Source organism: Pseudomonas sp. NPDC087598, from assembly GCF_044743525.1.
GTDB lineage: Bacteria > Pseudomonadota > Gammaproteobacteria > Pseudomonadales > Pseudomonadaceae > Aquipseudomonas.
In genome coordinates this window covers 1-24,905 of record NZ_JBIUWQ010000078.1, presented here as the reverse complement: position 1 = coordinate 24,905, position 24,905 = coordinate 1, and the positions used below count along the sequence as shown (strand labels likewise).

General features: G+C 60.3%; 23 protein-coding genes. 11 read left to right on the top strand and 12 right to left on the bottom strand.

What is annotated here, in order from left to right:
• The first annotated feature begins 95 nt into the window (after positions 1 to 95).
• The 5 genes from ACIOWE_RS27510 to fdhA all read left to right on the top strand — a co-directional run bounded on the left by ACIOWE_RS27510 (position 96) and on the right by fdhA (position 6,661).
• Positions 96 to 425 (top strand): sarcosine oxidase subunit delta, encoded by a 330-nt coding sequence (locus tag ACIOWE_RS27510; protein ID WP_213026784.1) that lies wholly within the window; start codon positions 96 to 98, stop codon positions 423 to 425.
• Positions 422 to 3,439: a sarcosine oxidase subunit alpha gene (locus ACIOWE_RS27505; protein ID WP_401397973.1), complete on the top strand. Its 3,018-nt coding sequence runs from the start codon at positions 422 to 424 to the stop codon at positions 3,437 to 3,439. Before ACIOWE_RS27510 ends, ACIOWE_RS27505 begins: the two co-directional genes overlap by 4 nt.
• A gap of 129 nt (positions 3,440 to 3,568) precedes the next feature.
• Positions 3,569 to 4,201: a sarcosine oxidase subunit gamma gene (locus ACIOWE_RS27500; RefSeq protein ID WP_401397971.1), complete on the top strand. Its 633-nt coding sequence runs from the start codon at positions 3,569 to 3,571 to the stop codon at positions 4,199 to 4,201.
• Between the two features lie 201 nt (positions 4,202 to 4,402).
• Complete coding sequence (purU, locus tag ACIOWE_RS27495; RefSeq protein WP_064589552.1) at positions 4,403 to 5,260, top strand: formyltetrahydrofolate deformylase; 858 nt, start codon at positions 4,403 to 4,405, stop codon at positions 5,258 to 5,260.
• Between the two features lie 201 nt (positions 5,261 to 5,461).
• Positions 5,462 to 6,661, top strand: a complete 1,200-nt coding sequence (fdhA, locus tag ACIOWE_RS27490; RefSeq protein WP_042561444.1) for a formaldehyde dehydrogenase, glutathione-independent — start codon at positions 5,462 to 5,464, stop codon at positions 6,659 to 6,661.
• Positions 6,662 to 6,711: 50 nt separating this feature from the next.
• Here the strand turns inward: fdhA and ACIOWE_RS27485 are convergent, their stop codons facing one another.
• The 3 genes from ACIOWE_RS27485 to ACIOWE_RS27475 all read right to left on the bottom strand — a co-directional run bounded on the left by ACIOWE_RS27485 (position 6,712) and on the right by ACIOWE_RS27475 (position 8,568).
• Entirely contained in the window at positions 6,712 to 7,053 is a 342-nt protein-coding gene (locus ACIOWE_RS27485; RefSeq protein ID WP_401397969.1) for a hypothetical protein, read from the bottom strand.
• 208 nt (positions 7,054 to 7,261) lie between these two features.
• Positions 7,262 to 7,936, bottom strand: coding sequence for an anti-sigma factor domain-containing protein (locus ACIOWE_RS27480; protein ID WP_401397967.1), 675 nt, complete (start codon positions 7,934 to 7,936; stop codon positions 7,262 to 7,264).
• Positions 7,933 to 8,568 (bottom strand): sigma-70 family RNA polymerase sigma factor, encoded by a 636-nt coding sequence (locus ACIOWE_RS27475; RefSeq protein ID WP_401397965.1) that lies wholly within the window; start codon positions 8,566 to 8,568, stop codon positions 7,933 to 7,935. The genes ACIOWE_RS27480 and ACIOWE_RS27475 overlap by 4 nt, the downstream gene beginning before the upstream one ends.
• A gap of 148 nt (positions 8,569 to 8,716) precedes the next feature.
• Here ACIOWE_RS27475 and ACIOWE_RS27470 point away from each other — a divergent pair, with 148 nt between their 5' ends.
• Entirely contained in the window at positions 8,717 to 9,274 is a 558-nt protein-coding gene (locus ACIOWE_RS27470) for a DUF2780 domain-containing protein (RefSeq protein ID WP_201236527.1), read from the top strand.
• Position 9,275: 1 nt separating this feature from the next.
• On the opposite strand, the gene ACIOWE_RS27465 is transcribed toward ACIOWE_RS27470, so the two are convergent.
• The gene (locus ACIOWE_RS27465; RefSeq protein WP_401397963.1) at positions 9,276 to 10,163 is read right to left on the bottom strand and encodes an acyltransferase; all 888 of its coding nucleotides are present in this window, start codon (positions 10,161 to 10,163) and stop codon (positions 9,276 to 9,278) included.
• Between the two features lie 282 nt (positions 10,164 to 10,445).
• Between ACIOWE_RS27465 and ACIOWE_RS27460 the strand changes: the two genes are divergently transcribed.
• From ACIOWE_RS27460 to creD, 4 genes are all read left to right on the top strand, one after another.
• Positions 10,446 to 10,949: an ATP-dependent zinc protease gene (locus ACIOWE_RS27460; protein WP_053124525.1), complete on the top strand. Its 504-nt coding sequence runs from the start codon at positions 10,446 to 10,448 to the stop codon at positions 10,947 to 10,949.
• A gap of 73 nt (positions 10,950 to 11,022) precedes the next feature.
• A complete protein-coding gene (creB, locus tag ACIOWE_RS27455) occupies positions 11,023 to 11,703 on the top strand; it encodes a two-component system response regulator CreB (RefSeq protein ID WP_401397961.1) in 681 nt (226 codons plus the stop codon).
• The gene (creC, locus tag ACIOWE_RS27450) at positions 11,703 to 13,121 is read left to right on the top strand and encodes a two-component system sensor histidine kinase CreC (RefSeq protein WP_401397959.1); all 1,419 of its coding nucleotides are present in this window, start codon (positions 11,703 to 11,705) and stop codon (positions 13,119 to 13,121) included. The genes creB and creC overlap by 1 nt, the downstream gene beginning before the upstream one ends.
• Before the next feature lie 229 nt (positions 13,122 to 13,350).
• Positions 13,351 to 14,718, top strand: coding sequence for a cell envelope integrity protein CreD (gene creD, locus ACIOWE_RS27445; protein ID WP_401397957.1), 1,368 nt, complete (start codon positions 13,351 to 13,353; stop codon positions 14,716 to 14,718).
• Positions 14,719 to 14,899: 181 nt separating this feature from the next.
• Here the strand turns inward: creD and ACIOWE_RS27440 are convergent, their stop codons facing one another.
• From ACIOWE_RS27440 to ACIOWE_RS27405, 8 genes are all read right to left on the bottom strand, one after another.
• Positions 14,900 to 15,529 carry a glutathione S-transferase gene (locus tag ACIOWE_RS27440; protein ID WP_401397956.1) on the bottom strand — a complete coding sequence of 210 codons (630 nt, stop codon included), beginning with the start codon at positions 15,527 to 15,529 and terminating at the stop codon, positions 14,900 to 14,902.
• A gap of 173 nt (positions 15,530 to 15,702) precedes the next feature.
• On the bottom strand, positions 15,703 to 15,882 hold the full coding sequence (locus tag ACIOWE_RS27435; RefSeq protein ID WP_401397954.1) for a hypothetical protein: 180 nt from the start codon (positions 15,880 to 15,882) through the stop codon (positions 15,703 to 15,705).
• The gene (locus ACIOWE_RS27430; RefSeq protein WP_401397952.1) at positions 15,879 to 17,009 is read right to left on the bottom strand and encodes a PepSY-associated TM helix domain-containing protein; all 1,131 of its coding nucleotides are present in this window, start codon (positions 17,007 to 17,009) and stop codon (positions 15,879 to 15,881) included. The genes ACIOWE_RS27435 and ACIOWE_RS27430 overlap by 4 nt, the downstream gene beginning before the upstream one ends.
• 74 nt (positions 17,010 to 17,083) lie before the next feature.
• Complete coding sequence (locus ACIOWE_RS27425) at positions 17,084 to 19,510, bottom strand: TonB-dependent siderophore receptor (protein WP_401397950.1); 2,427 nt, start codon at positions 19,508 to 19,510, stop codon at positions 17,084 to 17,086.
• A 263-nt stretch (positions 19,511 to 19,773) separates the two neighbouring features.
• On the bottom strand, positions 19,774 to 20,745 hold the full coding sequence (locus ACIOWE_RS27420) for a FecR domain-containing protein (protein ID WP_401397948.1): 972 nt from the start codon (positions 20,743 to 20,745) through the stop codon (positions 19,774 to 19,776).
• Positions 20,742 to 21,218 (bottom strand): RNA polymerase sigma factor, encoded by a 477-nt coding sequence (locus ACIOWE_RS27415; RefSeq protein WP_401397946.1) that lies wholly within the window; start codon positions 21,216 to 21,218, stop codon positions 20,742 to 20,744. Before ACIOWE_RS27415 ends, ACIOWE_RS27420 begins: the two co-directional genes overlap by 4 nt.
• Positions 21,219 to 21,468: 250 nt before the next feature.
• A complete protein-coding gene (locus ACIOWE_RS27410) occupies positions 21,469 to 22,176 on the bottom strand; it encodes a PolC-type DNA polymerase III (RefSeq protein WP_401397944.1) in 708 nt (235 codons plus the stop codon).
• Positions 22,173 to 24,107 (bottom strand): putative nucleotidyltransferase substrate binding domain-containing protein, encoded by a 1,935-nt coding sequence (locus ACIOWE_RS27405; RefSeq protein WP_401397942.1) that lies wholly within the window; start codon positions 24,105 to 24,107, stop codon positions 22,173 to 22,175. Before ACIOWE_RS27405 ends, ACIOWE_RS27410 begins: the two co-directional genes overlap by 4 nt.
• A 258-nt stretch (positions 24,108 to 24,365) precedes the next feature.
• Between ACIOWE_RS27405 and ACIOWE_RS27400 the strand changes: the two genes are divergently transcribed.
• Positions 24,366 to 24,812: a response regulator gene (locus ACIOWE_RS27400; RefSeq protein WP_401397974.1), complete on the top strand. Its 447-nt coding sequence runs from the start codon at positions 24,366 to 24,368 to the stop codon at positions 24,810 to 24,812.
• Positions 24,813 to 24,905: the final 93 nt, after the last annotated feature.

Below are 24,905 nucleotides of genomic sequence, written 5' to 3'. Positions count from 1 at the left end.
GCGGCCGCACCCGTCGCCCGCGACCCGTTCCACACCGGGGCGGTGATCGATGAACACGGCGCTGCTGCGGTTGCCCACTAACAGGAGAAATCCCCATGTTGCATATCTTCTGTCCTCACTGCGGCGAACTGCGCTCCGAAGAGGAATTCCACGCATCCGGCCAGGCGCACATCCCGCGTCCACTGGATCCTGCCAGCTGCACCGATGAGGAGTGGGGCGACTACATGTTCTTCCGCGATAACCCGCGCGGTCTGCACCACGAGCTGTGGGATCACGTTGCCGGTTGCCGCCAGTACTTCAACGTCACCCGCGACACCGTGACCTACGAGATTCTCGAAACCTACAAGATCGGCACCAAGCCGCAATTCACCGACAAGGCTGATTCGGCGAAAACAGCCACGACGGCGCTGGGAGAGAAGGTATGAGCCAGACCAATCGCCTGTCCAACGGTGGACGGATCGACCGCAACAAAGTGCTGAGCTTCACCTTCAACGGTCAGACCTACAAAGGCTTCGAGGGCGACTCGCTGGCCGCCGCGCTGATCGCCAACGGCGTCGACATCATCGGCCGCAGCTTCAAGTATTCGCGTCCTCGCGGCATTTTTGCTGCCGGTGCCGAAGAGCCGAACGCCGTCCTGCAGATCGGCGCCACCGAAGCCACGCAGATTCCCAACGTACGCGCCACGCAACAGGCGTTGTACCAAGGCCTGGTCGCCACCAGCACCAACGGCTGGCCGAGCGTCAACAACGACATGATGGGGATTCTCGGCAAGGTCGGCGGCAAGTTGATGCCGCCGGGTTTCTACTACAAAACCTTCATGTACCCGCAATCGTTCTGGATGACTTACGAGAAGTACATTCGTAAGGCCGCAGGTTTGGGCCGTTCGCCGACCGAGAACGATCCGGACACCTACGACTACATGAACCAGCATTGCGACGTGCTGATCGTCGGTGCCGGCCCTGCGGGTCTGGCGGCTGCACTGGCCGCTGCGCGCAGCGGTGCCCGAGTGATCCTCGCCGATGAGCAGGAAGAGTTTGGCGGCAGCCTGCTCGATTCCCGCGAAAGCCTCGACGGCAAGCCGGCGATGGAGTGGGTCGCCAGCGTTATCGCCGAATTGAAGAACACCCCGGACGTGCTGCTGTTGCCGCGCGCCACGGTCAACGGTTACTACGACCACAACTTCCTGACCATTCACGAACGCCTCACCGATCACCTCGGTGACCGTGCGCCCATCGGTCAGGTGCGTCAGCGCATTCACCGGGTTCGCGCCAAGCGTGTGGTGCTGGCGACCGGTGCCTGCGAGCGTCCGCTGGTTTACGGCAACAACGATGTGCCGGGTAACATGCTCGCCGGTGCGGTGTCGACTTACGTGCGCCGTTACGGCGTGGCGCCGGGTAAAAAGCTTGTCCTCAGCACCAACAATGATCATGCCTATCGCGTTGCATTGGATTGGCTCGATGCCAGTCTGCAAGTGGTCGCCATCGCCGATGCACGCAGCAATCCGCGTGGTGCACTGGTGGAAGAGGCCCGCGCCAAAGGCATCCGTATTCTCACCGGTAGCGCCGTGATCGAGGCCCGTGGCAGCAAGCGTGTCACCGCTGCCCGCGTTGCCGCGATTGATGTCAAAGCGCATGCCGTGACCAGCCCGGGCGAATGGCTCGACTGCGACGTGATCGCCAGTTCTGGCGGTTACAGCCCGGTCGTCCACTTGGCGTCGCACCTCGGTGGCAAGCCGACCTGGCGTGAAGACATCCTCGGTTTCGTACCGGGTGAAGCACCACAGAAGCGCGTGTGTGTCGGTGGCATCAACGGTGTTTACGGTCTCGGCGATTCGCTGGCTGACGGTTTTGAAGGTGGCGTGCGTGCTGCCAGTGAAGCCGGTTTCGCAGCGGTCGAAGGCACCTTGCCGAAAGCCCTGAGCCGTCTCGAAGAGCCGACACTGGCGCTGTTCCAGGTGCCGCATGAGAAGGGCACCGCGCGGGCACCGAAGCAATTCGTCGACCTGCAGAACGACGTCACCGCTGCTGCGATTGAACTGGCAACCCGCGAAGGTTTCGAGTCGGTCGAGCACGTCAAACGCTACACTGCGCTGGGCTTCGGCACCGATCAGGGCAAGCTCGGCAACGTCAACGGTCTGGCCATCGCCGCCCGTTCGCTGAACGTGACCATCCCGCAGATGGGCACCACGATGTTCCGCCCGAACTACACGCCGGTGACTTTCGGCGCCGTGGCCGGTCGTCACTGTGGGCACATCTTCGAGCCTGTGCGCTACACCGCACTGCATGCCTGGCATGTGAAGAACGGCGCCGAGTTTGAAGACGTCGGTCAATGGAAGCGTCCATGGTACTTCCCGAAAAACGGCGAAGACATGCACGCCGCCGTGAAGCGCGAATGCAAAGCCGTGCGCGACAGCGTCGGCCTGCTCGATGCCTCGACCCTCGGCAAGATCGACATTCAAGGCCCGGATGCCCGTGAGTTCCTCAACCGCGTGTACACCAACGCCTGGACCAAACTCGATGTGGGCAAGGCCCGTTACGGCCTGATGTGCAAAGAAGACGGCATGGTCTTCGACGACGGTGTCACGGCGTGCCTGGCCGACAACCATTTCGTCATGACCACCACCACCGGCGGCGCGGCTCGCGTCCTGCAATGGCTGGAGCTGTACCACCAGACCGAATGGCCGGACATGAAGGTCTACTTCACTTCCGTCACTGACCACTGGGCAACCATGACCCTGTCCGGGCCGAACAGCCGCAAGCTGCTCAGCGCCGTGACTGACATCGATCTGAGCAACGAAGCGTTCCCGTTCATGACCTGGAAAGAAGGTCTGGTCGGCGGCGTGCCGGCGCGGGTGTTCCGCATCTCGTTCACCGGTGAGCTGTCGTACGAAGTCAACGTGCAGGCCGACTACGCGATGGGCGTGCTGGAGAAAATCGTCGAGGCCGGCAAGCAGTACAACCTGACGCCGTATGGCACCGAGACCATGCACGTGCTGCGTGCCGAGAAGGGTTTCATCATCGTCGGCCAGGACACTGACGGCTCGATGACTCCGGATGACTTGAACATGGGCTGGTGTGTCGGTCGCACCAAACCGTTCTCGTGGATCGGCCAGCGCGGCATGAACCGTGAAGACTGTGTGAAGGATCAGCGCAAACAGCTGGTAGGTTTGAAGCCGATCGATCCGAACGTCTGGCTGCCGGAAGGCGCGCAGTTGGTGTTCAACACCAAACAGGCGATCCCGATGACCATGGTCGGCCACGTGACTTCCAGCTACGCGCACAACTCCCTCGGTTATTCGTTTGCCATGGGCGTGGTCAAGGGCGGTCTGAAGCGCCTCGGCGAGCGGGTGTTTGCACCGCTGGCCGATGGCAGCGTGATCGAGGCGGAGATTGTTTCTTCGGTGTTCTTCGATCCGAAGGGTGATCGGCAGAACATCTAACACCACAGAACCTGTGGGAGCGTGGCTTGCCCGCGATGAACGATGACGCGGTGTATCAGGCAAAACGCGCCGCTCCCATCGCTGGCAAGCCAGCTCCCACAGGGATTACGAATTCAGGAAGGGTGCTTTATGACCACAGCCAACGTGTACCAACAACGCCCGACCACCGGTGCCCGTGCCGAGTCGTCGCTGCACCATGCCGACCTCGCCAGCCTGGCCGGCAAGGGCCGCAAGAACGCCGGCGTGATCGTGCGTGAAAAGAAACTCCTCGGCCATCTGACCATTCGTGGTGATGGTCATGACGCAGCGTTCGCCGCCGGTGTGCACAAAGCCCTTGGCATCGAGTTGCCCGCTGCCCTGAGTGTGATCGTCAAAGGCGAAACCAGCCTGCAATGGATGGGCCCGGATGAGTGGCTGCTGATCGTGCCGAGCGGTGAAGAATTCGCCGCTGAACAGAAACTGCGTGAAGCGCTGGGCGATCTGCACATCGCGATCGTCAACGTCAGTGGCGGTCAGCAATTGCTCGAACTGAGCGGGCCGAATGTGCGTCAGGTGCTGATGAAGTCCACCAGTTATGACGTGCACCCGAATAACTTCCCGGTCGGTAAGGCCGTGGGCACGGTGTTCGCCAAAAGTCAGTTGATGATTCGCCATACGGCTGAGGACACCTGGGAGTTGCTGATCCGTCGTAGCTTCTCGGATTACTGGTGGTTGTGGTTGCAGGATGCTTCGGCTGAGTACGGGTTGAGCGTCCAGGCCTGACCCCGGTTTGCTCATGACTGCATTTGTGGCGAGGGAGCTTGCTCCCGCTCGGCTGCGGAGCAGTCGCAAAATCTGCCTCCGCTTTTTTCCTGGAGAAATGCGGTCGCCGATTTTGGGGTCGCTTCGCAACCCAGCGGGAGCAAGCTCCCTCGCCACAGTGTTTACTCCGTCCACAGAGTTTGAAACAGGAGTCACCGCACCATGAGCCGCGCCCCAGACACATGGATTCTGACCGCCGACTGCCCCAGCGTCCTTGGCACCGTGGACGCGGTGACGCGTTTTCTGTTCGAGCAGGGTTGCTACGTCACCGAGCACCATTCGTTCGATGACCGTCTCTCCGGCCGCTTCTTCATTCGCGTGGAATTCCGCCAGCCCGACGGTTTCGACGAGCAATCCTTCCGCGCAGGCTTGGCCGAACGTGGGCAGGCGTTCGGCATGGTCTTCGAGCTGACTGCGCCGAACTACCGGCCAAAAGTGGTGATCATGGTTTCCAAGGCCGATCACTGCCTCAACGACTTGCTCTACCGCCAGCGCATCGGCCAGTTGTCGATGGACGTCGCGGCGGTGGTTTCCAATCACCCCGATCTCAAACCGCTGGCCGACTGGCACCAGATTCCCTACTACCATTTCCCCCTCGACCCCAATGACAAACCGTCGCAGGAGCGTCAGGTGTGGCAGGTGATTGAGGAGTCTGGCGCCGAACTGGTGATTCTTGCCCGCTATATGCAGGTGCTGTCGCCGGAGTTGTGCCGCAAGCTCGATGGCAAGGCGATCAACATTCATCACTCGCTGCTGCCGGGTTTCAAGGGCGCCAAGCCTTATCACCAGGCCTACAACAAGGGCGTGAAACTGGTGGGTGCGACGGCGCATTACATCAATAACGATCTCGATGAAGGGCCGATTATTGCCCAGGGCGTCGAGGCGGTGGATCACAGTCATTACCCCGAGGATTTGATTGCCAAGGGGCGGGATATTGAAGGCCTGACCCTGGCCCGGGCGGTGGGATATCACATTGAGCGGAGGGTGTTCCTCAACGCCAATCGCACGGTCGTTCTTTAGGCCGCCATCGCTGGCAAGCCAGCTCCCACAGGGGTTTGTGTCGTTCACAAAATTTGAATCCAACCTGAATCCTGTTTGAGCTGGCTTGCCAGCGATAGGGCCATAACAAACAACGCAAAACCAACAAGCAGTAACCCGAGCACTTAACGCGCTGCCTGCCTGGGCAACGCGGTTTCATAAAAACAACAGCGAGGTGAAAGCATGTCTGGCAATCGTGGTGTGGTGTATCTCGGCGCTGGCAAGGTCGAAGTACAGAAAATCGACTATCCGAAAATGCAGGACCCGCGCGGTCGCAAGATCGAGCACGGGGTCATTCTCAAAGTGGTTTCCACCAATATCTGCGGCTCCGACCAACACATGGTGCGCGGCCGTACCACGGCGCAGACCGGTCTGGTGCTGGGCCATGAAATCACCGGCGAGGTGATCGAAAAAGGCTCCGACGTCGAGAACCTGAAAATCGGTGATCTGGTCTCCGTCCCATTCAACGTCGCTTGCGGGCGCTGCCGTTCCTGCAAGGAGCAACACACCGGCGTCTGCCTGACCGTCAACCCGGCCCGTGCCGGTGGCGCATACGGCTATGTCGACATGGGCGACTGGACCGGCGGCCAGGCCGAGTACGTGCTGGTGCCGTACGCTGACTTCAACCTGCTGAAACTGCCGGATCGCGACAAGGCCATGGAGAAAATCCGCGATCTGACCTGCCTCTCCGACATTCTCCCGACCGGTTATCACGGTGCCGTTACTGCCGGTGTTGGCCCCGGTAGCACTGTTTACATTGCCGGCGCCGGCCCGGTCGGTCTGGCGGCTGCTGCTTCCGCGCGTCTGCTCGGCGCTGCGGTAGTGATCGTCGGCGACGTCAACACCATCCGTCTGGCCCACGCCAAGGCGCAGGGTTTCGAAATCGTCGACCTGTCGAAAGACACGCCGCTGCATGAACAAATCGCCGCCCTGCTGGGCGAGCCGGAAGTCGATTGCGCGGTGGACTGCGTCGGCTTCGAAGCCCGTGGCCACGGTCATGACGGCGTGAAATCCGAAGCTCCTGCCACCGTGCTCAACTCGTTGATGGGCGTGGTGCGTGTGGCCGGCAAGATCGGCATCCCGGGCCTGTACGTGACCGAAGATCCGGGTGCCGTGGACGCCGCCGCAAAAATGGGCAGCCTGAGCATTCGCTTCGGCCTCGGTTGGGCCAAGTCACACAGCTTCCACACCGGTCAAACCCCGGTGATGAAGTACAACCGCCAATTGATGCAGGCAATCATGTGGGATCGCATCAATATTGCCGAAGTGGTGGGTGTGCAGGTCATCAGTCTCGACCAGGCGCCGGAAGGGTATGGCGAGTTCGACGCGGGCGTGCCGAAGAAGTTTGTGATTGATCCGCATAAGTTGTTCAGTGCGGCGTAGGTTTCACTGGTGAAAAAAAGGGCAACCCTCGAGTTGCCCTTCCTTACATGTTACTTCTTCTTTTCTTTAAACGAGCATTTGCTGGCGTCTCCATCGGTGACTACGCAATCATCCGAAAGCTTACCTTCCTTATCTTTCCAACCGGCTCCGGTGGCTTTAACCGGAGTACCGTTCCTGTATCCGGACGATGCGCCGAGGTCGTTCTTGCCTTCGTAACGACAAATGACAACCGAATTGGCAGTGTCTTTATCTTTCAGACGTGCAGAGGTGAAAGTGAGATCTTCGTTGTCTTGAGCGTGAGTAATTGAAAGTGTCGGGCAAGTCGCTGCATAGGCGGTGCTCATCATGGCCAGGCTAACCAGAACACCAGCGGCAATTTTCAGCTTCATCATTTGTACTCCATTACGTAAGGGGAGCAGAAATGTTGGCGGCGTTACAGGTTTGTGCCAACTGTCAAATCTGACAGGTTTTCTAGTTTTTTTAGAAATAATCAAGAGCGCTCTAAGAAGAAGCGGGACTATAAAGATCGCAGCCTTCGACAGCTCCTACACGGGATTTATGTAGGAGCTGCCGAAGGCTGCGATCTTTTGATCTTTGCAATCAAAGGGCTGCTAAAGCACCTTGGTAAAGAACCGGCCCAGTCGGCTGCCCAGTCGGCGAACCACCCTTCGGCTCCAGACTCACCGCCAGCGCAATCGGTTTGCCTATCAGCGCTTTCTGCGCCTCGCTCAATTCAACCTTGCCTTTGCCCCCCGCCGGGATCACACCCAACGAGATCGGCTTGCCATCCGCCGGAATTGCCCACAGTTCCAGGCTGCGTCCGGGATCGATGGCCGCCAGTGTCAGCGGCTCGACCTGCAGATAATCTGCATGCGCCTCGACCTTCAGCGCCGGTTGCGCATCGGCGGTCAGCAGGGTGGCGCGGTAGCGGGCGTCGTCGCGGTTGTACAGCGAGCCGAGGAAGACCAGCACAACGATTGAGGCTGCGGCAGCCGTAAGTCTCAGCCAGTTCCAGAACGGACGTTTCTCTGGCACATGCAGTACTTGCGGTTCGATACGTGCGGTAATGCCTTGCCACACGCGATCGGGTGCCGGTTGTTCCGGCACGGCTTCGGTGAGGCTGGCGAGGGTTTCCTGCCATTGCGCCACTTCCGCTCGCAACGCAGCGTCATCGAGCAACAATTGTTCGAAGCGCCGACGCGCAGCCGTGGACATCAAACCAATGGCGTAATCGGCGGCGAGGGCGCGGCGCAGGGCAGGGGTCTGGTAGTTCATGATTCAAGGCACCGGCGCAGTCGTTCCATGCCTCGACGGATCCACGATTTGACCGTGCCCAGCGGCGTGGCCAGATGCTCGGCCAGTTCAGTGCAAGACAAGCCGTGAAAATACGCCACGCTGATCGACTGGCGCTGCATGCCGTCGAGGGTTTCCAGGCAGCGGTTCAGTGCGTGAGCCTCACGGGCGCTACTCAATTGGTCATGCGCCGAAGGACTCTCATCCGGCAACGCGTCCTGCTCAAGATCGCTCAGCGGCCGCTCGCGGTGTTTGCGTAACTGATCGATCGCCTGATTGCGGGTGATGTTGATCATCCACGTCATCGGCGCCGATAAATGTGCTTCGTAGCGCGAAGCGTTGTTCCAGATGCGCACGAAGCTCTCCTGCAAGACCTCTTCCGCCAGATCCGCACGGCCCATAAAGCGCAGGGCCACGCCATGCAGGCGCGGGCCGACGCTGCGGTACAGCGTTTCGAAGGCGCGACGATCACCCAGTGAGCACTGGGCCAATAACTGTCGCAACTGATCGGTGTCGGCGATGGAAATGACGTCTCTCCAGGCAAAGGGCAGGCGACGAGGACTGATCTCGGGTTGTTCACAGGCTAGTTCAGCAAAAGCGCTTGTGCCATTCATCGCGGCCATTCCAGGGTTTCACGATTTATATACGTGGCTATGCTGAAAATGGATGCGCGGGCGAGGAACATGCCGCCGGATAGCCGGTCAAACCGGCAGTTTCTCTGCCCATTCAACGGGCGGTTTCACAGCGCAAGAGGATGTCTGAATGAAGATTTCACGCGGTATTGCAATGGCTTCGCTGATGACCCTTGCGGCCAGCCCGGTGTTTGCCGGTTTCAGCCTGGACGATGTGACCAAAGCAGCTTCGAGCATGCAGGGCGGCAACGCTGCCACCGCCGCGGCGCCGACCTCGGAAACCGCCGGTCTGCTGCAAGCTGTCACCGGTCTGGGGGTTACGCCGCAGCAAGCCGTCGGTGGCACTAGCGCCATGTTGGGCCTGGCCAAGAACCAGTTGAGCAGCACTGATTATTCGCAGTTGGCCAAAGAAGTGCCGGGTATCGACAAGCTATCGGGCGGTAGCGGCAACATGGCGGCGTTGAGCGGCTTGCTGGGCTCCTCGGGCAAATCCGCCGGTCTGGAGAACGCGCTGGGCAACGTCAAGAACACCAGTGACCTGAACAACGCCTTCGGCGCCTTGGGCATGGACAGCGGCATGGTCGGCCAGTTTGCTCCGGTGCTCCTCAAGTATCTGGGTGATCAAGGCGTCGGCGGCCCGCTGCTGCAAAGCCTGGGCAGCATCTGGGGCGCCGGCACCGGTAGCTGATTCAGTCGCGCTCGCCGCGCAGCTCGGCGATGCGCAGATCCTTCTCGGTCCAGAGCTGGTTGACCCAGCTCTGGACCTTCTCGCGAAACGCCGGATCGTTCTCGTAATCGCCTTGCCACAGCGCCGGGTCGAGTTCGCGAGTCTTGATGTCGATGATCACGCGCGGCACGTTGCCGCTGATCAAGTCCCAGAATCCTGGAATTTCCGCCTGTGGATAAACCACGGTGACGTCAAGAATCGCATCCAGCTGTTCTCCCATCGCCGCCAAAACAAACGCCACGCCGCCGGCCTTGGGCTTGAGCAAATGCTTGAACGGTGATTGTTGCTGCGCACTTTTCGCAGTGGTGTAGCGGGTGCCTTCCAGATAATTCACCACGGTCACCGGCTGGCGCTTGAACAGCTCGCAGGCCTGTTTGGTGATTTCCAGATCCTTGCCCGCCAGCTCCGGGTGTTTGGCCAGGAACGCCTTGGTGTAGCGCTTCATGAACGGGTAATCCAGCGCCCACCACGCCAGCCCCAGGAATGGTACCCAGATCAGCTCTTTCTTGAGGAAGAACTTGAAGAACGGCGTGCGTCGGTTGAGCGTCTGGATCAGCGCCGGAATATCGACCCACGACTGATGGTTGCTGACCACCAGATAAGAGGTGTCGCCACGCAGGTCGTCGCCGCCACGAATGTCCCATTGGGTGGGAATGCACAGGCGGAAGATCAGCTTGTCGATTTCGGCCCAGGTCTCGGCGATCCACATCACCGCCCACGACGCGTAATCGCGCCAGCGCCCGGGCGCCACCAGTTTGAGCAGGGCAAACACCATCAACGGCCCGATCAGGATCAGGGTGTTGAGCAACAACAGCAGGGTGACGAAACAGCCGGTGAGCAGGCGGCGCATAAGCAACTCTATGAAGTCGGATGGGCGCGCCATGATAAGTGGCTTCGCGCGGCAGGCCAAATCGAGGCTGACAAATGTTTCACTTTTGGCTGGGTATGCTGGTGCCAGATATTGTGTTGAATGTGCTGGCCTCTTCGCGAGCAGGCTCGCTCCCACAGGGGAATGCATTTCAAAATGTGGGAGCGAGCCTGCTCGCGAAGGGGGCCCAGCGGCGAACGAATTGCTTGCAGGCTGTCTAAAATCTCGCGTCTGCCGCCCTCATTTTCCAAGGAAGCCCCTTACGTGAAATCCCTCCTTGCACTGTTTGCCCTTGTCGCCCTGCCGGTCATGGCCGCCGAGCCGACCCTGTACGGGCGCTACGAATACATCGCGCTGCCGGAAATCGGCGGTGAAGTGCTCAAGGCCAAGATGGACACCGGTGCGCTGACGGCGTCGCTGTCGGCCAAGGACATCGAAACCTTTACCCGTGACGGCGAAGACTGGGTGCGTTTCCGCCTCGGCACCAAGGACGCCAGCAACAAAGTCTACGAACACAAAGTCGCGCGCATCAGCAAGATCAAGAGTCGTTCGGATGAAGAGGACGAGGGCGAAAGCACCGAAGTCGCGAAACGCCCAGTGGTAGATCTGGAGCTGTGCCTGGGCGACGTCAAGCGTACCGTGGAGGTCAATCTGACCGACCGCAGCAACTTCAACTATCCGCTGTTGATCGGTGCCAAGGCCTTGCGTGAATTTGGCGCGGCAGTGAACCCGGCGCGGCGCTTCACCGCCGACAAACCGGACTGCTAGAACCAAGTGGTCTCATTGACGTAAAGGCACGCTTGGGGCACCGTTCGCGCACTTAACCACGGGCTCGGACGCCATGCCTCATATCCTGATTGTCGAAGACGAAGCGGCGATTGCCGACACGCTGATTTTTGCCTTGCAGGGCGAGGGGTTCACCACCACTTGGGTGAGCCTCGGCGAGGCGGCGCTCGCGCACCAGCGTCAGACGCCGGCTGATCTGATCATCCTCGACATCGGCCTGCCGGACATCAGCGGTTTCGAAACCTGTAAACAGCTGCGCCGATTCAGCGAAGTGCCGGTGCTGTTCCTCAGCGCCCGCAACGCCGAGATCGACCGCGTAGTGGGGCTGGAGATCGGCGCCGACGACTACGTGGTCAAACCGTTCAGCCCCCGGGAAGTGGCGGCGCGGGTTCGGGCGATCCTCAAACGCATGGCACCGCGTCCGCCGATTGAAGCCACTTCGGCGCTGTTTCGCATTGATCCCGAGCGCGTGCAGATTGTCTATCGCGGTCAGACCCTGAGCCTGACCCGCCACGAATTCCGCCTGCTGCAATGCCTGCTCGAACAACCCGAGCGGGTGTTCAGCCGCGAGCAATTGCTCGATGCGCTGGGTGTTGCCGCCGATGCCGGTTACGAGCGCAGCATCGACAGCCACATCAAAAGCGTGCGGGCCAAATTGCGCCTGGTGCGCGCCGAAGCCGAGCCGATCCAGACCCATCGCGGCCTCGGATACAGCTACAGCCCGGGGCACAGCTGATGTCGTTGGGGCTGCGGATTTTCCTGGTGTATGTGCTGTTTGTCGGCCTGACCGGGTATTTCGTGCTCAACACGGTGATGGAAGAAATCCGTCCCGGTGTGCGCCAGTCCACCGAAGAAACCCTGGTCGACACTGCCAACCTGATGGCGGAAATCCTCCGCGATGATTTCAAGGCCGGCACCCTCAGTGAGAATCGCTGGCCCGAGTTGCTGCGTGCCTACGGCGAACGCCAGCCGCAAGCGACCATCTGGGGCTTGCCGAAAAATCAGGTCAACCATCGCATCTACGTCACCGATGCCAAAGGCATCGTGGTGCTGGATTCCAGCGGTGTGGCAGTGGGGCAGGATTACTCGCGCTGGAACGATGTCTACCTGACCCTGCGCGGCGAATACGGTGCGCGTTCCAGCCGCAGCGACCCGGATGACCCGGCATCGTCGGTCATGCATGTTGGCGCGCCGATCCGCGACAACGGCCGGATCATCGGCGTGGTCACCGTGGCCAAACCCAACAGCTCGTTGCAGCCCTATGTCGATCGCACCGAACGGCGCCTGCTGTTTTACGGTGCGGGGCTGATCGGCCTCGGCCTGTTGTTCGGCGCCTTGCTGTCGTGGTGGCTGAGTCGCGCGTTGCACCGTTTGACCCGGTATGCCGAGGCCGTCAGCGAAGGTCGGCGCGTTGAAGTGCCGCACTATCGCGGCGGTGAACTGGAGCAACTGGCTACGGCGGTCGAGCAAATGCGCACGCAACTGGAGGGCAAGGCCTACGTCGAGCGCTACGTGCACACCCTGACCCACGAACTGAAAAGTCCGCTGGCGGCGATTCGCGGCGCGGCGGAGTTGTTGCAAGGTGAAATGCCAGCGGTTCAGCGATTGCGTTTTGTCGGCAACATCGACAGCGAAAGTGCGCGGATGCAGCAGTTGATCGAGCGATTGCTGAATCTGGCGCAGGTCGAACAGCGTCATGGCCTGGAGGAGCGGGTGGCGGTGCCGTTGGCGGTGTTGGTCGATGAGTTGTTGCAGGCGCAGGCAGCGCGGATTGAAGGCAAATCGTTGCGGATAGAACAGACGATTGCGGCGGATGTGCTGCTGATCGGCGAACCGTTTTTGCTGCGTCAGGCGTTGGGTAACTTGCTGGAGAACGCACTGGATTTCACGCCGCCGCAAGGGTTATTGCGTTGCAGTGCCGAGCGCGTTGGCGAGCAGATCGAGTTTCGCTTGTTCAATGAAACTGCGCCGATTCCGGATTACGCCTTGCCGCGTTTGACTGAGCGTTTCTACTCGTTGCCGCGTCCGGACAGTGGACGTAAAAGCACGGGTTTAGGCCTGAATTTCGTCGAAGAGGTGGTCAAGTTGCATAGCGGGTCGATGCGGGTTCGCAATGTTGAGGGTGGTGTTGAAGTGACATTGCGCTTGGCTTGATCCTGTGGCGAGGGAGCTTGCTCCCGCTGGGTTGCGAAGCGGCCGCAAACCGGACAATGCGGTCTATCTGATGTACCTCATGCGCAGGTTTTGCGACTGCTGCGCAGTCGAGCGGGAGCAAGCTCCCTCGCCACAAGGGTTTGCGGTTCTCCACACAATCTCCATATTTCTCCCACAAAACCCCCATACACCCAAACCAGACTCTGCCCATCCAATCAGGGAGAGTCCCATGAACAAGAATCTGACCATAAAGCTCGGGGCCATTGCCCTTTTGATCCTGCTGTTACTCATACCGCTGATGATGATCGACGGCGTGATCGACGATCGCCAGCAATTGCGCGATGGCGTGTTGCAGGACATCGCCCGCAGTTCCAGTCACAACCAGCAAGTGAGCGGACCGGTGATGGTCGTGCCGTATCGCAGGGTGATGCACAACTGGAAGATCAACGACAAAAACAAGCGCTACGACGATCCGTGGGAAGAGCGCGGGCGTTTGTACTTTCTGCCGGAGCGTTTCGAACTCGATGGCCAGGTGCAGACCGAGCTGCGCGCCCGGGGTATTTACGAAGCGCGGCTGTTCCACGCTGAGAACCGCATCAACGGTCAGTTCTCGCTGCCGGCCCAGTTGGGCATCAAGGAAGACTTCGCCGACTACCAGTTTGACGCGCCGTTTCTCGCGGTGGGCATCAGCGACATTCGCGGCATTGAAAACGCTTTGAAACTGGAACTCGACGGCCAGCGCCTGGACTTCGTGCCGGGCACTCAGGTCGGCTGGCTCGGCGAAGGTGTACGCGTCACGTTGCCGCTGCTCGACACCAGCAAAGCCACGGAACTGACGTTCGGTTTTGATCTGCGCCTGCAAGGCACCGGTTCGCTGCAAGTGCTGCCGGTAGGCAAGAGCAGTAGCGTGAGCATCACGGCCAATTGGCCGCACCCAAGTTTTATCGGCAACTTTCTGCCAGCCAAACGTGAAGTCAACGATGCCGGTTTCAGCGCCGACTGGCAGACCACGTTCTTCTCCACCAACATGCAGGACGCCATGAGCCGTTGCGTGAGCAACAACGATTGCGAGGCGTTCAACGCACGCAGCTTCGGTGTGAGCTTCATCGATCCGGTGGATCAGTATCTGAAAAGTGACCGGGCGATCAAATATGCGCTGCTGTTCATCGTCCTGACGTTTGCCGGTTTCTTCTTGTTCGAAGTGCTGAAAAGTCTGGCGGTGCACCCGGTGCAGTACGCGCTGGTCGGTGTGGCGCTGGCGTTCTTTTATCTGTTGCTGCTGTCGCTGTCGGAGCACATCGGGTTTGCCCTGGCGTATCTGTTGTCAGCCAGTGGTTGCGTGTTGTTGATCGGCTTTTACGTTTGCCATGTGCTGCGCAGCGTGCGCCACGGTTTGAGTTTTTCGGCGGGATTGGCGGCGCTGTATGGCCTGCTTTATGGCCTGTTGAGTGCCGAGGATTACGCGCTGTTGATGGGCTCGCTGTTGCTGTTCGGCTTGCTCGGTGTGTTTATGGTACTGACGCGCAAACTGGATTGGTACGGAATCGGGCAGAAGCCGGCCAAGCCGTTGGAGTTTGATATTGGAGCGGTGCAATGAGCGGGTTGCTGGGGTTGCGTGAGGACCAGCGCTGGAAGGATGAATTGGTGGCACGGATTATTGGGTATTTGCCTGTGGAACCGATGTGGGGCCATCGCGAGCATGCTCACTCTTACAGGGGAATGCGGTCAACTGTAGGAGTGAGCCTGCTCGCGAAGAGGCCGGAACTGCCGCCGCAGATTTAAACCTTGGGCATGGTCGCGATCATGGACGGTCGCTGGCTGACTTCAAAGTACCAGTTGGCCAGTTGCGGGTTGGCGTCACGCCAGCCCATCTCGGGGAAGCGCAGGTCGAGGTAGCCCAGTGCACAGGCCACGCTGATCGCCGCGATGTCGAAATGGCTGGTCAGCTCGGCAATCGCATCCGCTTCCAGCAGGGCGAGCGCGCGGCGGATCTTCTCGCGTTGCGCGTCGAGCCATTCGTCCCAGTGTTTTTCCGGGGCACGCAGCGCCTGTTCGTAACGCACCATCACCGAAGCATCCATGATCCCGTCGGCCATCGAGGCCAGGGTCAGGCGCCGCCAGCGGGCCGAGCCGTCACGGGGGATCAGCGGATTGCCGACGTGTTGGTGGTCGAGGTAATCGAGGATCACGCGGCTGTCATGGATGACGTTGCCATCGGCCAGGCGCAGGGCCGGGATCTTGCCCAGCGGGTTGTCGGCGTTGAGTGCCGGATCGGGGCTGACCGGGCTGAGGGCGCAGTCTTGCAGCGCGACGCGATCCTGCTGACCGGTTTCATGCAGCAATACCATCACTTTGCGAACGAACGGAGAGAGCGAGTTGTGGAACAGGGTCATGCTGGGGGCGGACATTGGCAGGGTCTCGATCAGGATGGTGAGGGGGGAGCATAGCGTGTTACTCGGCTTGCTCAAGCCCTGCACAGCCCCCTTGTAGGAGTGAGCCTGCTCGCGATCGCGCTAGGTCAGTCAACATTAATGTTGAGGCAAGTGCGCCATCGCGAGCAGGCTCACTCCTACAGAGATCTTCAGCGTCGCGGCAACAATCCTCTTAAGGCGAGAAATGCCGGAACACCCAACCCAACCCAACTCAACGCATCCCAGATCCCATCCCCCAGCAACGCCGCGAACAACCCCGCCGCACTCAGCAGCGCGATCACCAGCGGCGTGCTGAAGACCTTCCAGAAATTCGACTGACGCGGCTTCATGCAGACGCCTCCGCCGTTTCCAGCACAGGCTTGGCCGCTTTGCGCCGCACCACCCACAGATACACGCCGCTGCCGAGGACAATGATCGTCAGCACATCCAGCGTCGCCCAGAGAATCTTCATCGGCATGCCGCCGTAGTCACCGAAGTGCAGCGGCTGCGACATGCCCATGGCGTCCATGTACCACGGGCGTTCGGCCACGGCGGTGACTTTCAGGGTGGTGGCGTCGATCAGCACCGGTGTCAGCAGATGCGAGGTCAGGTGTGTACCGCCCTTCATGAACACCGAGTAGTGGTGCTCGCTGGAAAACCGAGTGCCGGGGAACGCGATGAAATCCGGCTTCATCCCCGGCGCGACTTCGCCAGCGATATCGAGCAAACGCGTGGCCGGCGCCAGTTGTGTCAGCGGCGGCGCATCGCGATACGGCGCAATCAATGTGTTCAGCGCATCGTTGCGCCACGCGGCGATGATCAGGTCGGCGCAGGCGCTGATCACTCCGGTCACGCCGACCACCAAGGCCCAGGTCAGCGTGACCACGCCGATCAGGTTATGCAGGTCGAGCCAGCGCAGGCGCGTGGATTTGTCCTGACGCACCGTGCCGAACTTCAGTCGCCGCATGAACGGCAGATACAGCACCGTTCCCGAGACAATCGCCACGACAAACAGCAGCCCCATGAACGCCAGCAGCAATTTGCCCGGCAAGCCGGCAAACATGTCGACATGCAGGCGCAGGATAAACAGCATCAGCCCGCCGTTGGCCGAAGGGGTTTCCAGCGCTTCACCGGTGCGAGCATCGAGCATGAAGGTGTGCGAGGAATTCGGTTCGGTGCCGGCGGTTTTCGCCATGATCGTCAGCACGGCATTCGGCTCATCGTCGTCGAAGCCGAAGTACTGCACGACTTCATCCGGGCGATGTTTTTCCGCGGCCTCAACCAACTGCGCCAGATTCAGGCGTGGCGTGTCCGCCGGCATCTCGCGCACTTCGGGCGCATCGCCGAGCAAGTGCTCGATCTCGTGATGGAAGATCAGCGGCAGACCGGTCAGCGCCAGCATAAGCAAAAACACGGTGCAAACCAGGCTGGTCCAGGTGTGAATGAACGACCAGCGACGAATTGTTTTACTTTTCATTTCATGACCTTCAAAAACACCAAAGCCGTCCACGAAGGACGGCCTGGAGACGGGGCCTGTTTCAGCTCAGTCGTTTACCACTTGTAAGTGGCGCTGGCGACGACACTGCGGGTATCGCCGTAGTAGCAGTAGAAGCTGTCGCAGGTGGAAATGTATTCCTTGTCGAACAGGTTAGTGGCGTTGAGTGCCAGCGACGCACCTTTGAGACTGTTGTCGAGGCGGCCGAGGTCGTAATGCACGCTTGCGTCGAACACGGTGTAAGCGTCCGCTTTACCCAGCCAGGTGTTGGCTTTATCGCCGTAGGTGTTGCCGGTGTAACGCACGCCGCCGCCGATGCCGAAGCCATCGAGCACGCCGGTGTGCCAGGTGTAGTCGGTCCACAACGAGGCTTGCTGGTTCGGCATCAGTTGCAGGCGATTGCCCTTGTCGACGCCATTCTGCACTTCGGATTTGGCCAGGGTGTAGGCGGCGATGACTTTCAGGTTTTCGGTGACGTCGGACACCGCTTCCAGTTCGAGGCCTTTGACTTTCACTTCGCCGGTCTGGCTGGTGATCGACACGTTGTTGACGAAGGTGTTGACCGAGACGTTCTTCTGGGTGAGGTCATACACGGCGGCAGTCAGCAGGGTTTTGCTGCCCGGTGGCTGGTATTTGATGCCCAGCTCCCACTGCTTGCCTTCGGTCGGTTTCAGCGAACCGGTCGAGGTGGCGTCGGCGCCCGTGGTCGGCTGGAAGGATTCGGCGTACGACAGGTACGGCACGAAACCGTTGTCGAAGACGTAGCTGAGCGCTGCGTTGCCGCTGAACGCCTTGTCACGTTGGGTATTGGTGGCATCGCCCTTGTTGATGAACTTTGTGCTGGTGTGCACCCAGTCTTCACGGCCGCCGAGGGTCAGGCGCCACTGGTCGAGGGCCATCTGGTCCTGGATGTACAGGCCGGTCTGGTAGGTCTTCTGGTCGTAATCGTAAAACGCTGTGGAGCGCGCCGGCCGCACGATCGGCTGACCGTAGATCGGGGTGATCACGTTGGTGGTCAGGCCGTCACCGAAGATCGAGGTGTAGTTGGTGTTGCTGCGCTGGTGATCAAGGCCCAGCAGCAAGGTGTGGCGGATATCGCCGGTGGCGAAGTCGGCCTGGAAGTTGTTGTCCACAGCGAACTGGCTGATGTCTTCTTCGACGCTGGTGCTGGTGCGCCCGACGTTGCCTTGATCATCCACTTCGGTGAATGGGTAGGAACCCGGCGTCAGCGACTGGAATGACAGATCCGACTTGGTGTAGCGCAGGTTCTGCTTGAACTGCCAAGTGTCGTTCAGACGATGTTCGAACGCGTAACCCAACGCGTAGTAAGTCCGGTCGTAGTATTCCCAGTCCGGATCACCCAGGTTTTTGTGATGGGAAATATCACCGAACGGCGATTTGATCTTGGTGCCCTGAACCGGCAGGAACTGGCTGGTGATGCCGGTATCGTCGCGGGTGAACTGGCTCAGCAGGGTGAACTTGGTGTCGTCGTCGATGTTCCAGGTCAGGCTCGGCGCAATGTTGTAGCGCTTGTTGTCGACGTGGTCGACCTGTGTGCCGCTGTCACGCACCACGCCGCTGATGCCGTAGAGAAACTGACCGGCCTCGTCGATCTTGCCGGTGCTGGCGAAGTTGATTTGGCGATGGTTGTCGCTGCCGTATTGCAGCTGAATTTCATTGCTCGCTTCGGCGCTTGGACGACGGCTGACCATATCCAACAGGCCGCCTGGAGGGGTTTGACCGTAAACCGACGAAGCCGGGCCGCGCAGCAGGGCGAGGCGGTCGAGGTTCCAGGTTTCCTGTTTAGGGTTGGCGTACACGCCTTTTGGCAGCGGCAGGCCATCGAGGAACTGGGTCGGCTCGAAGCCGCGCACGCGCAGCCAGTCGGCGCGGGTGTCGCTGCCGTAGCTGCTGGCGGTGATGCCCGGCATGTAGCGCACGGCGTCATCGAGGCTGTGCACGCTGCGGTCATCCATTTGCTGTCTGGTCGCAACGGAAATCGAGCGCGGTGCTTCGACCAGTGCGGTGTCGGTTTTGGTGCCGGCGGCGGTGCGGGTGGCGGTGTAGCCTTCGACCGGGCCCCAGGCGCTTTCGGTATTTTCAACGCCGATGACCGATGTTTCCGGCAGAGCCATCACGCCTTCCGGCACGGCAACCAGGGTGTAAGTGCCGGTGCTGGCCTGTTCCAGTTGCAGACCGGTGCCTTGCAAGGCTGCGCGCAGAGCGCCGGCCGCATCGTACTGACCGTTGACCGGTGCCGAAGTCTTGCCCGCTGCCAGCGCAGGGTTCAGCGACAGGGCAAGACCGCCCTGGCTGGCGATCTGGTTCAGGGTAGTGGCCAAAGGGGCCGCCGGCAGGTTGTAGGCGCGAACGCTGGACGCTTGTTCAGCGGCGAGCAACGGGCTGCTGATCAGCGGTGCGCTGAGTGCGATGGCGACGGCCAGCAGACTGGGGCGCAACAAGGTGTCTAGCGAACGGGACATACGGCGGCTCCTGAATGGAAATATTTCTCAATTGCCTGTGTGCCGGATGAAAATCAAAAAGTGATAGGGCTGGATGAAAATAATTTCGATTAACCGAACGTTGACTGTTTCGGCAGCGCTGCAATCTCTGTGGCGAGGGAGCTTGCTCCCGCTGGAGCGCGAAGCGGTCCCCTGCATTTTTCAGGAAGATTGCATTTGCCGGTTTTGCGACGGCTTCGCCGCCGAGCGGGAGCAAGCTCCCTCGCCACAGGTTCAACTCGAACTCAGGGCTTTGGCTCAGCCTTCGCCACCGTCACCCAATACGGCGTGTGCTGCTCGATCTGCACCGGAAGGGTCGGGAGCAGGGCGCTCAACGCTTTGTCGGTGTCATGCAGCGGGAAGCTGCCGGTAATGCGCAGGTCTGCCACTTCCGGCGCCACGCCCAGATGCCCGCGGCGATAACGGCCCAGCTCATGCACCAGATCGCCCAGCCGTGCGTTGTCGACCACCAGCATGCCGCGCGTCCAGGCATCGGCGCCGGGGTTGAGCGCGACAATCGAGCCCAACCCGTCACTGCGCAGCAGCACCTGCTGGCCTTCGCGCAAAATCTGTTCTTCGGGATTCGCTTGGGTGTGTGCCGCCACCGCCGATTGCAGCACGCTCAGGCGCGTACCTTCTTCCTCTCGCTTGACCAAAAAACGCGTACCCAACGCGCGCATGCTGCCTTCGCGGGTTTCGACGATGAACGGGCGTGCGTCACCGTGGCCGGTTTCGACGAGGATTTCGCCTTCCTGCAAAACGATCAGGCGCTGCCTCTCATCGAAACGCACATCCACGGCACTGTGGGTGTTGAGGTTGAGCACGGTGCCATCGGCCAGGCGTACGGTGCGCTGTTCACCGGTAGCGGTGCGCTGATCAGCCAGCCAGTAGTCCAGCGGCAAGTAACGCTCGGCGGCAAACAGACCCAGACCGATCACCGCGACCACGCTGGCCAGTCCACTGCCGAGCTTGCGCACGCGCCGCCGGATGCCTTCGCGCGATTGCAGCAAGGCACTGCGCGCCGGCCCCTTGGCCACGCTGAAGCGTTGGTCGAGCATGCCCAACTGCCGCCAGGCCCGGGCGTGTTCTTCATTGGCCGCATGCCACTTGGCGAACTCTTCGCGCTCCAGCGGGCTGCTCGAGTCGAGCGTCAACTGCCAGGCAATCGCCGCATCCAGCACATGCGCCGGCACCGGTCTGGAACTGGCCGGGCTCACGTTGGCTCACCGTACAGCGCGATGTAGCACTGACGAATACCCTGAGCCAGATACTGGCGCACGCGCGGCACCGACACGCCGAGTTTTCCGGCGATCTCGGCATGGCTGAGGCCATCGAGGCGGTTATAAAGGAAAGCGGCGCGGGCCTTGCTCGACAGTTTGCCGAGCAGGCGGTCGATGGCTTTGAGGTCTTCGAGGATCATTTGCTGTTCTTCCACCGACGGCTGTTCGCCCTCGGGGATCAGCATCAATTCGGTGAGGTAGGCCTGTTCCAGCGCGGCGCGGCGGAAGTAGTCGAACAACAGACCCTTGGCAATCGCCACGAGAAATGCGCGGGGCTCGCGCGGTGTCAGCAGTTCATCGCGACCGAGCAGGCGCACGAAGGTGTCCTGGCTCAGGTCTTCGGCCCGCTGCGGACAGGCCACATTGCGCCGTAACCACGCCAGCAGCCAACCGCGATGGTCGCGATACATCGCACCGACGAGCTCACTGTGAGGGCTTGGGACTGACGACACCGAACATCACCGATTGGGAAATATTAACTAACGCGAATTGTTCGCGATTCTGGCAGAGGTGGGAATGGTTAGCAATTGGCCACTGGTCAGGTGGCATCAGTGAAACCGCGTCATCGTTCTTCGCGAGCAGGCTCGCTCCCACAAGGCATCGCATTCCAAGTGTGGGAGCGAGCCTGCTCGCGAAGAGGCCAGAACAGCTAGCGAAAATCTAAAAGGACGGTGCTTGTTGTCGACGCTTCCACTGGCTCAACCGCTGCTGAAGGTTCAGCGGACTATGAATCTGCTGCCCCCGCGCCCGACTGAACAGAATCAACGCCAGTTCCGCCGTGGCCAGCGCATCGGCACTGGCGTTATGCCGTTCGAACACTTCCAGGCGGAACCAGTCGATCCACTCATCCAGCCCCGCCTCGCGAATATTCGCCTGCGGGCACACCAGCGGCGCGATATCCGCGACATCCAGAAAAACCTGCTGCAACTTGTGCCCCAGATGCTCCTTCAGCGCCCGCCCGAGCATGTGCTGATCGAACGGCGCATGAAACGCCAGCACCGGGCTGTCGCCGATAAATTCCAGGAGTTCCAGCAACGCTTCGGCGGGGTCGCTGCCGGCGGCAATCGCATTCGGTCCCAGACCATGGATCAACACGCTGGGGCTGAGCTTCAGTTCGCGACACTGCAGCGTTCTTTCGAATTGCTGGCTGAAGTCGATCGCGCCGTCCTCGATCACCACCGCGCCGATCGACAACACCCGATCCTTGTTCAGGTTCAGCCCGGTGGTTTCCAGATCCAGCACCACCCAGCGCTGTTCGCGCAGGCTGCAATCGCTCAACTCGCTGATCGCCGGCAGTTGCGCCAGGCGTTGTTGCAGATCGGCCGGCAGCACCGGGCTGGCCGGGCGCAGCCACGAGAACAGGCTCATAGCTGATACCGCAACGTCAGGCTGCTTTGCAGGCGTTGAGCCTGACGCAGGGATTCACGCAGGATGCGGCGGTCGAGGTGGTTGAGGCTGTCGGGATCGACACGGTTGGAGTAGGGCAGGTTCTCCCGGGTCTGGATCTGATGTTGCTGCATGCGGGTTTGCTGAATGAAGTGGTAAGCCTCTTCATACGCGGCGCCGTCGAGTCGTTCGATGACTTCTTTATCGACCAGTTGGCGGAAGCGCTCGAGGGTATTGTTGGCGTCGATGCCGTTGGCCAACGCCAGCAAGCGTGCGCCATCGACGAACGGTGTCAGGCCCTGGACTTTCAAATCCAGCGTGGCTTTCTCGCCATTCTTGCGCGCCAGCACAAACTCGCGGAAACGCCCGACCGGCGGGCGATTGCGCAGGGCATTGTCGGCCATCATGCGCTGGAACAGACGATTGTCGCCGACCTGATCGAGAATCCCGCGACGCAATTGTGCGCAAGCGCTTTCATCGCCCCAGACCACCCGCAGATCAAAATAGATACTCGAACCCAGCAGATTCTCCGGCGTCGCCTCACGGATAAACGCCGCAAAACGCCGCGCCCATTCCGCCCGCGACAAACACAGCTCAGGGTTGCCGGCCATGATGTTGCCCTTGCACAGGGTGAAGCCGCATTGCGCCAGGCTCTGATTGATCTGTTGGGCAATCGGCAGCAGCTTGCCGCGAATCTCCGCCGCGTGCGCCGCATCGCGAGCCTCAAACAGAATGCCGTTGTCCTGATCGGTGTGCAGTGTCTGCTCGCGCCTGCCTTCGCTACCGAAACACAGCCAACTGAACGGCACGCCGGGATCACCTTTTTCGGTGAGGGTCAGTTCGATCACGCGGCACACGGTGTGGTCGTTGAGCAGGGTGATGATGTGGGTGATCTGCGTCGAGGACGCGCCGTGGGCGAGCATGCGTTCAACCAGTTGGCCGATCTCGCCGCGCAATGTGACTAGTTGTTCGACGCGCTGGGCGCTGCGGATGGTCCGGGCCAGATGCACCAGGTCAACGCGTTGCAGGGAAAACAGATCACGCTCGGACACCACGCCGCACAGGCGCTGATCCTTGACCAGACAGACGTGAGCGATGTGCCGTTCGGTCATGGCAATCGCGGCATCGAAGGCGCTGTGATCCGGCGAAAGGTAGAAGGGCGCACGGGTCATGTGGCGCTCGATGGCTTCGCTGAAATCGCCAATGCCTTCAGCTACTACGTGGCGCAGATCGCGCAGGGTGAAAATTCCCAGCGGCGCCTTGTGTTCATCCACCGCGACGATGCTGCCGACCTGTTGCTCATGCATCAACTTCACCGCTTCACGTAACGGCGTTTGCGGGCTGCACGTCACTGGATGGCGCATGGCCAACTCGCCGAGTCGGGTGTTCAGCGAATATTGGGTGCCGAGGGTTTCCACGGCTTTCTGCTGGACTTGCTGGTTGACCTGATCAAGCAGGCTGCTGACCCCGCGCAAGGCAAAGTCGCGAAAGGCGTTGGACAGCGCGAACAGTTTGATGAATGCGGGTTTGTTCAGTTGCAGACAGAAAGTGTCTTCGCCGGCCAGATGCTCGGTGCGCGTCGCCCGCTCACCCAGCAGCGCGGCGAGGGGAAAGCATTCACCGGTGGTGATTTCAAAGGTGGTTTCGGTGCCGGGCTTGGTGATGTGCTGACGTTCACCGACCACGCGGCCCTGTTTGACGATGTAGAAGTGTTCGACCGGGCCATCGGTGGGTTTGATGATGCTCTCGCCCTGAGCGTAAAAGCGCAGCTGACATTGCTCCACCAGGTAGGCGAGGTGGGCGTGTTCCATCTGATTGAAGGGCGGGAAGCGCTGGAGGAATTGCAGAGTGCCCTGAATGTTCTGCAACACCGCGGTTTTCCCTGCCTGGGTGAAGGCGTCCGCTTTACTCATAACCATTACCGCAGTCTTTTTCGAATTGTTGTGGTCGGATCGTTGCAGCCATGGTCGACCCCGGCGAGCAGAGTGCCCATTGGACGTAAGTCTAGGTTTGGGCACCGTTGGGGAGGTTTCGGAGATGCCCTACGCAAACAGTCGGAAATTCTCTTGTGCGGCCTCTTGGAAAAAATTCCGACGAAGTGCACATTGAAGCTCTGCCCAGCGATGTCTGACCACTTGCCAAGGGACTGTTTTGAATATTTAGAGAATGCTATGTCCGACCACGATATTTTGAGCGACGCCGAGCGAGAAGCGCTCAGTGCAGTCATGCTCGAACCTGACCTGCCACCGCAGCGTGTGCTGATCGTCGATGACGACAAAGACGCCCGGGAGCTGTTGTCGGAAATTCTCGCCTTGGACGGTATTCGTTGCATGACAGCGGCCAGTGGCGAAACCGCACTGAGGATGCTTGAAGAAAAACCTTCGATCGGCTTGGTTATCACCGATCTGCGCATGGGCCATGTTGGTGGGCTTGACCTGATTCGACAGGTACGCGAATCGGTGCGGGCAGCGATGCCGATCATCATTGTTTCAGGCGATGCCGATGTGAAAGACGCGATTGCTGCGATGCATTTGAGCGTGGTGGATTTTCTGCTGAAGCCGATTGATACGGGCAAGTTATTGGCGTTGGTGAAACATGAGTTGGGCATTGAACCCTAAGAGCCCCTCACCCTAGCCCTCTCCCTGTATGTACCGGACACATGGTGGACAGGTGTTCGGACACATGGTGGACACTTTTTAATAGACACATTG

Excerpts from the sequence above, each read along its gene's own strand:
- ACIOWE_RS27510 (WP_213026784.1), top strand. The coding sequence starts at position 96 with ATGTTGCATATCTTCTGTCCTCACTGCGGCGAACTGCGCTCCGAAGAG.
- ACIOWE_RS27505 (WP_401397973.1), top strand. The coding sequence starts at position 422 with ATGAGCCAGACCAATCGCCTGTCCAACGGTGGACGGATCGACCGCAAC.
- ACIOWE_RS27500 (WP_401397971.1), top strand. The coding sequence starts at position 3,569 with ATGACCACAGCCAACGTGTACCAACAACGCCCGACCACCGGTGCCCGT.
- purU (WP_064589552.1), top strand. The coding sequence starts at position 4,403 with ATGAGCCGCGCCCCAGACACATGGATTCTGACCGCCGACTGCCCCAGC.
- fdhA (WP_042561444.1), top strand. The coding sequence starts at position 5,462 with ATGTCTGGCAATCGTGGTGTGGTGTATCTCGGCGCTGGCAAGGTCGAA.
- ACIOWE_RS27485 (WP_401397969.1), bottom strand. The coding sequence starts at position 7,053 with ATGATGAAGCTGAAAATTGCCGCTGGTGTTCTGGTTAGCCTGGCCATG.
- ACIOWE_RS27480 (WP_401397967.1), bottom strand. The coding sequence starts at position 7,936 with ATGAACTACCAGACCCCTGCCCTGCGCCGCGCCCTCGCCGCCGATTAC.
- ACIOWE_RS27475 (WP_401397965.1), bottom strand. The coding sequence starts at position 8,568 with ATGAATGGCACAAGCGCTTTTGCTGAACTAGCCTGTGAACAACCCGAG.
- ACIOWE_RS27470 (WP_201236527.1), top strand. The coding sequence starts at position 8,717 with ATGAAGATTTCACGCGGTATTGCAATGGCTTCGCTGATGACCCTTGCG.
- ACIOWE_RS27465 (WP_401397963.1), bottom strand. The coding sequence starts at position 10,163 with ATGCGCCGCCTGCTCACCGGCTGTTTCGTCACCCTGCTGTTGTTGCTC.
- creB (WP_401397961.1), top strand. The coding sequence starts at position 11,023 with ATGCCTCATATCCTGATTGTCGAAGACGAAGCGGCGATTGCCGACACG.
- creC (WP_401397959.1), top strand. The coding sequence starts at position 11,703 with ATGTCGTTGGGGCTGCGGATTTTCCTGGTGTATGTGCTGTTTGTCGGC.
- creD (WP_401397957.1), top strand. The coding sequence starts at position 13,351 with ATGAACAAGAATCTGACCATAAAGCTCGGGGCCATTGCCCTTTTGATC.
- ACIOWE_RS27440 (WP_401397956.1), bottom strand. The coding sequence starts at position 15,529 with ATGTCCGCCCCCAGCATGACCCTGTTCCACAACTCGCTCTCTCCGTTC.
- ACIOWE_RS27435 (WP_401397954.1), bottom strand. The coding sequence starts at position 15,882 with ATGAAGCCGCGTCAGTCGAATTTCTGGAAGGTCTTCAGCACGCCGCTG.
- ACIOWE_RS27430 (WP_401397952.1), bottom strand. The coding sequence starts at position 17,009 with ATGAAAAGTAAAACAATTCGTCGCTGGTCGTTCATTCACACCTGGACC.
- ACIOWE_RS27425 (WP_401397950.1), bottom strand. The coding sequence starts at position 19,510 with ATGTCCCGTTCGCTAGACACCTTGTTGCGCCCCAGTCTGCTGGCCGTC.
- ACIOWE_RS27415 (WP_401397946.1), bottom strand. The coding sequence starts at position 21,218 with ATGTATCGCGACCATCGCGGTTGGCTGCTGGCGTGGTTACGGCGCAAT.
- ACIOWE_RS27410 (WP_401397944.1), bottom strand. The coding sequence starts at position 22,176 with ATGAGCCTGTTCTCGTGGCTGCGCCCGGCCAGCCCGGTGCTGCCGGCC.
- ACIOWE_RS27405 (WP_401397942.1), bottom strand. The coding sequence starts at position 24,107 with ATGAGTAAAGCGGACGCCTTCACCCAGGCAGGGAAAACCGCGGTGTTG.
- ACIOWE_RS27400 (WP_401397974.1), top strand. The coding sequence starts at position 24,366 with ATGTCCGACCACGATATTTTGAGCGACGCCGAGCGAGAAGCGCTCAGT.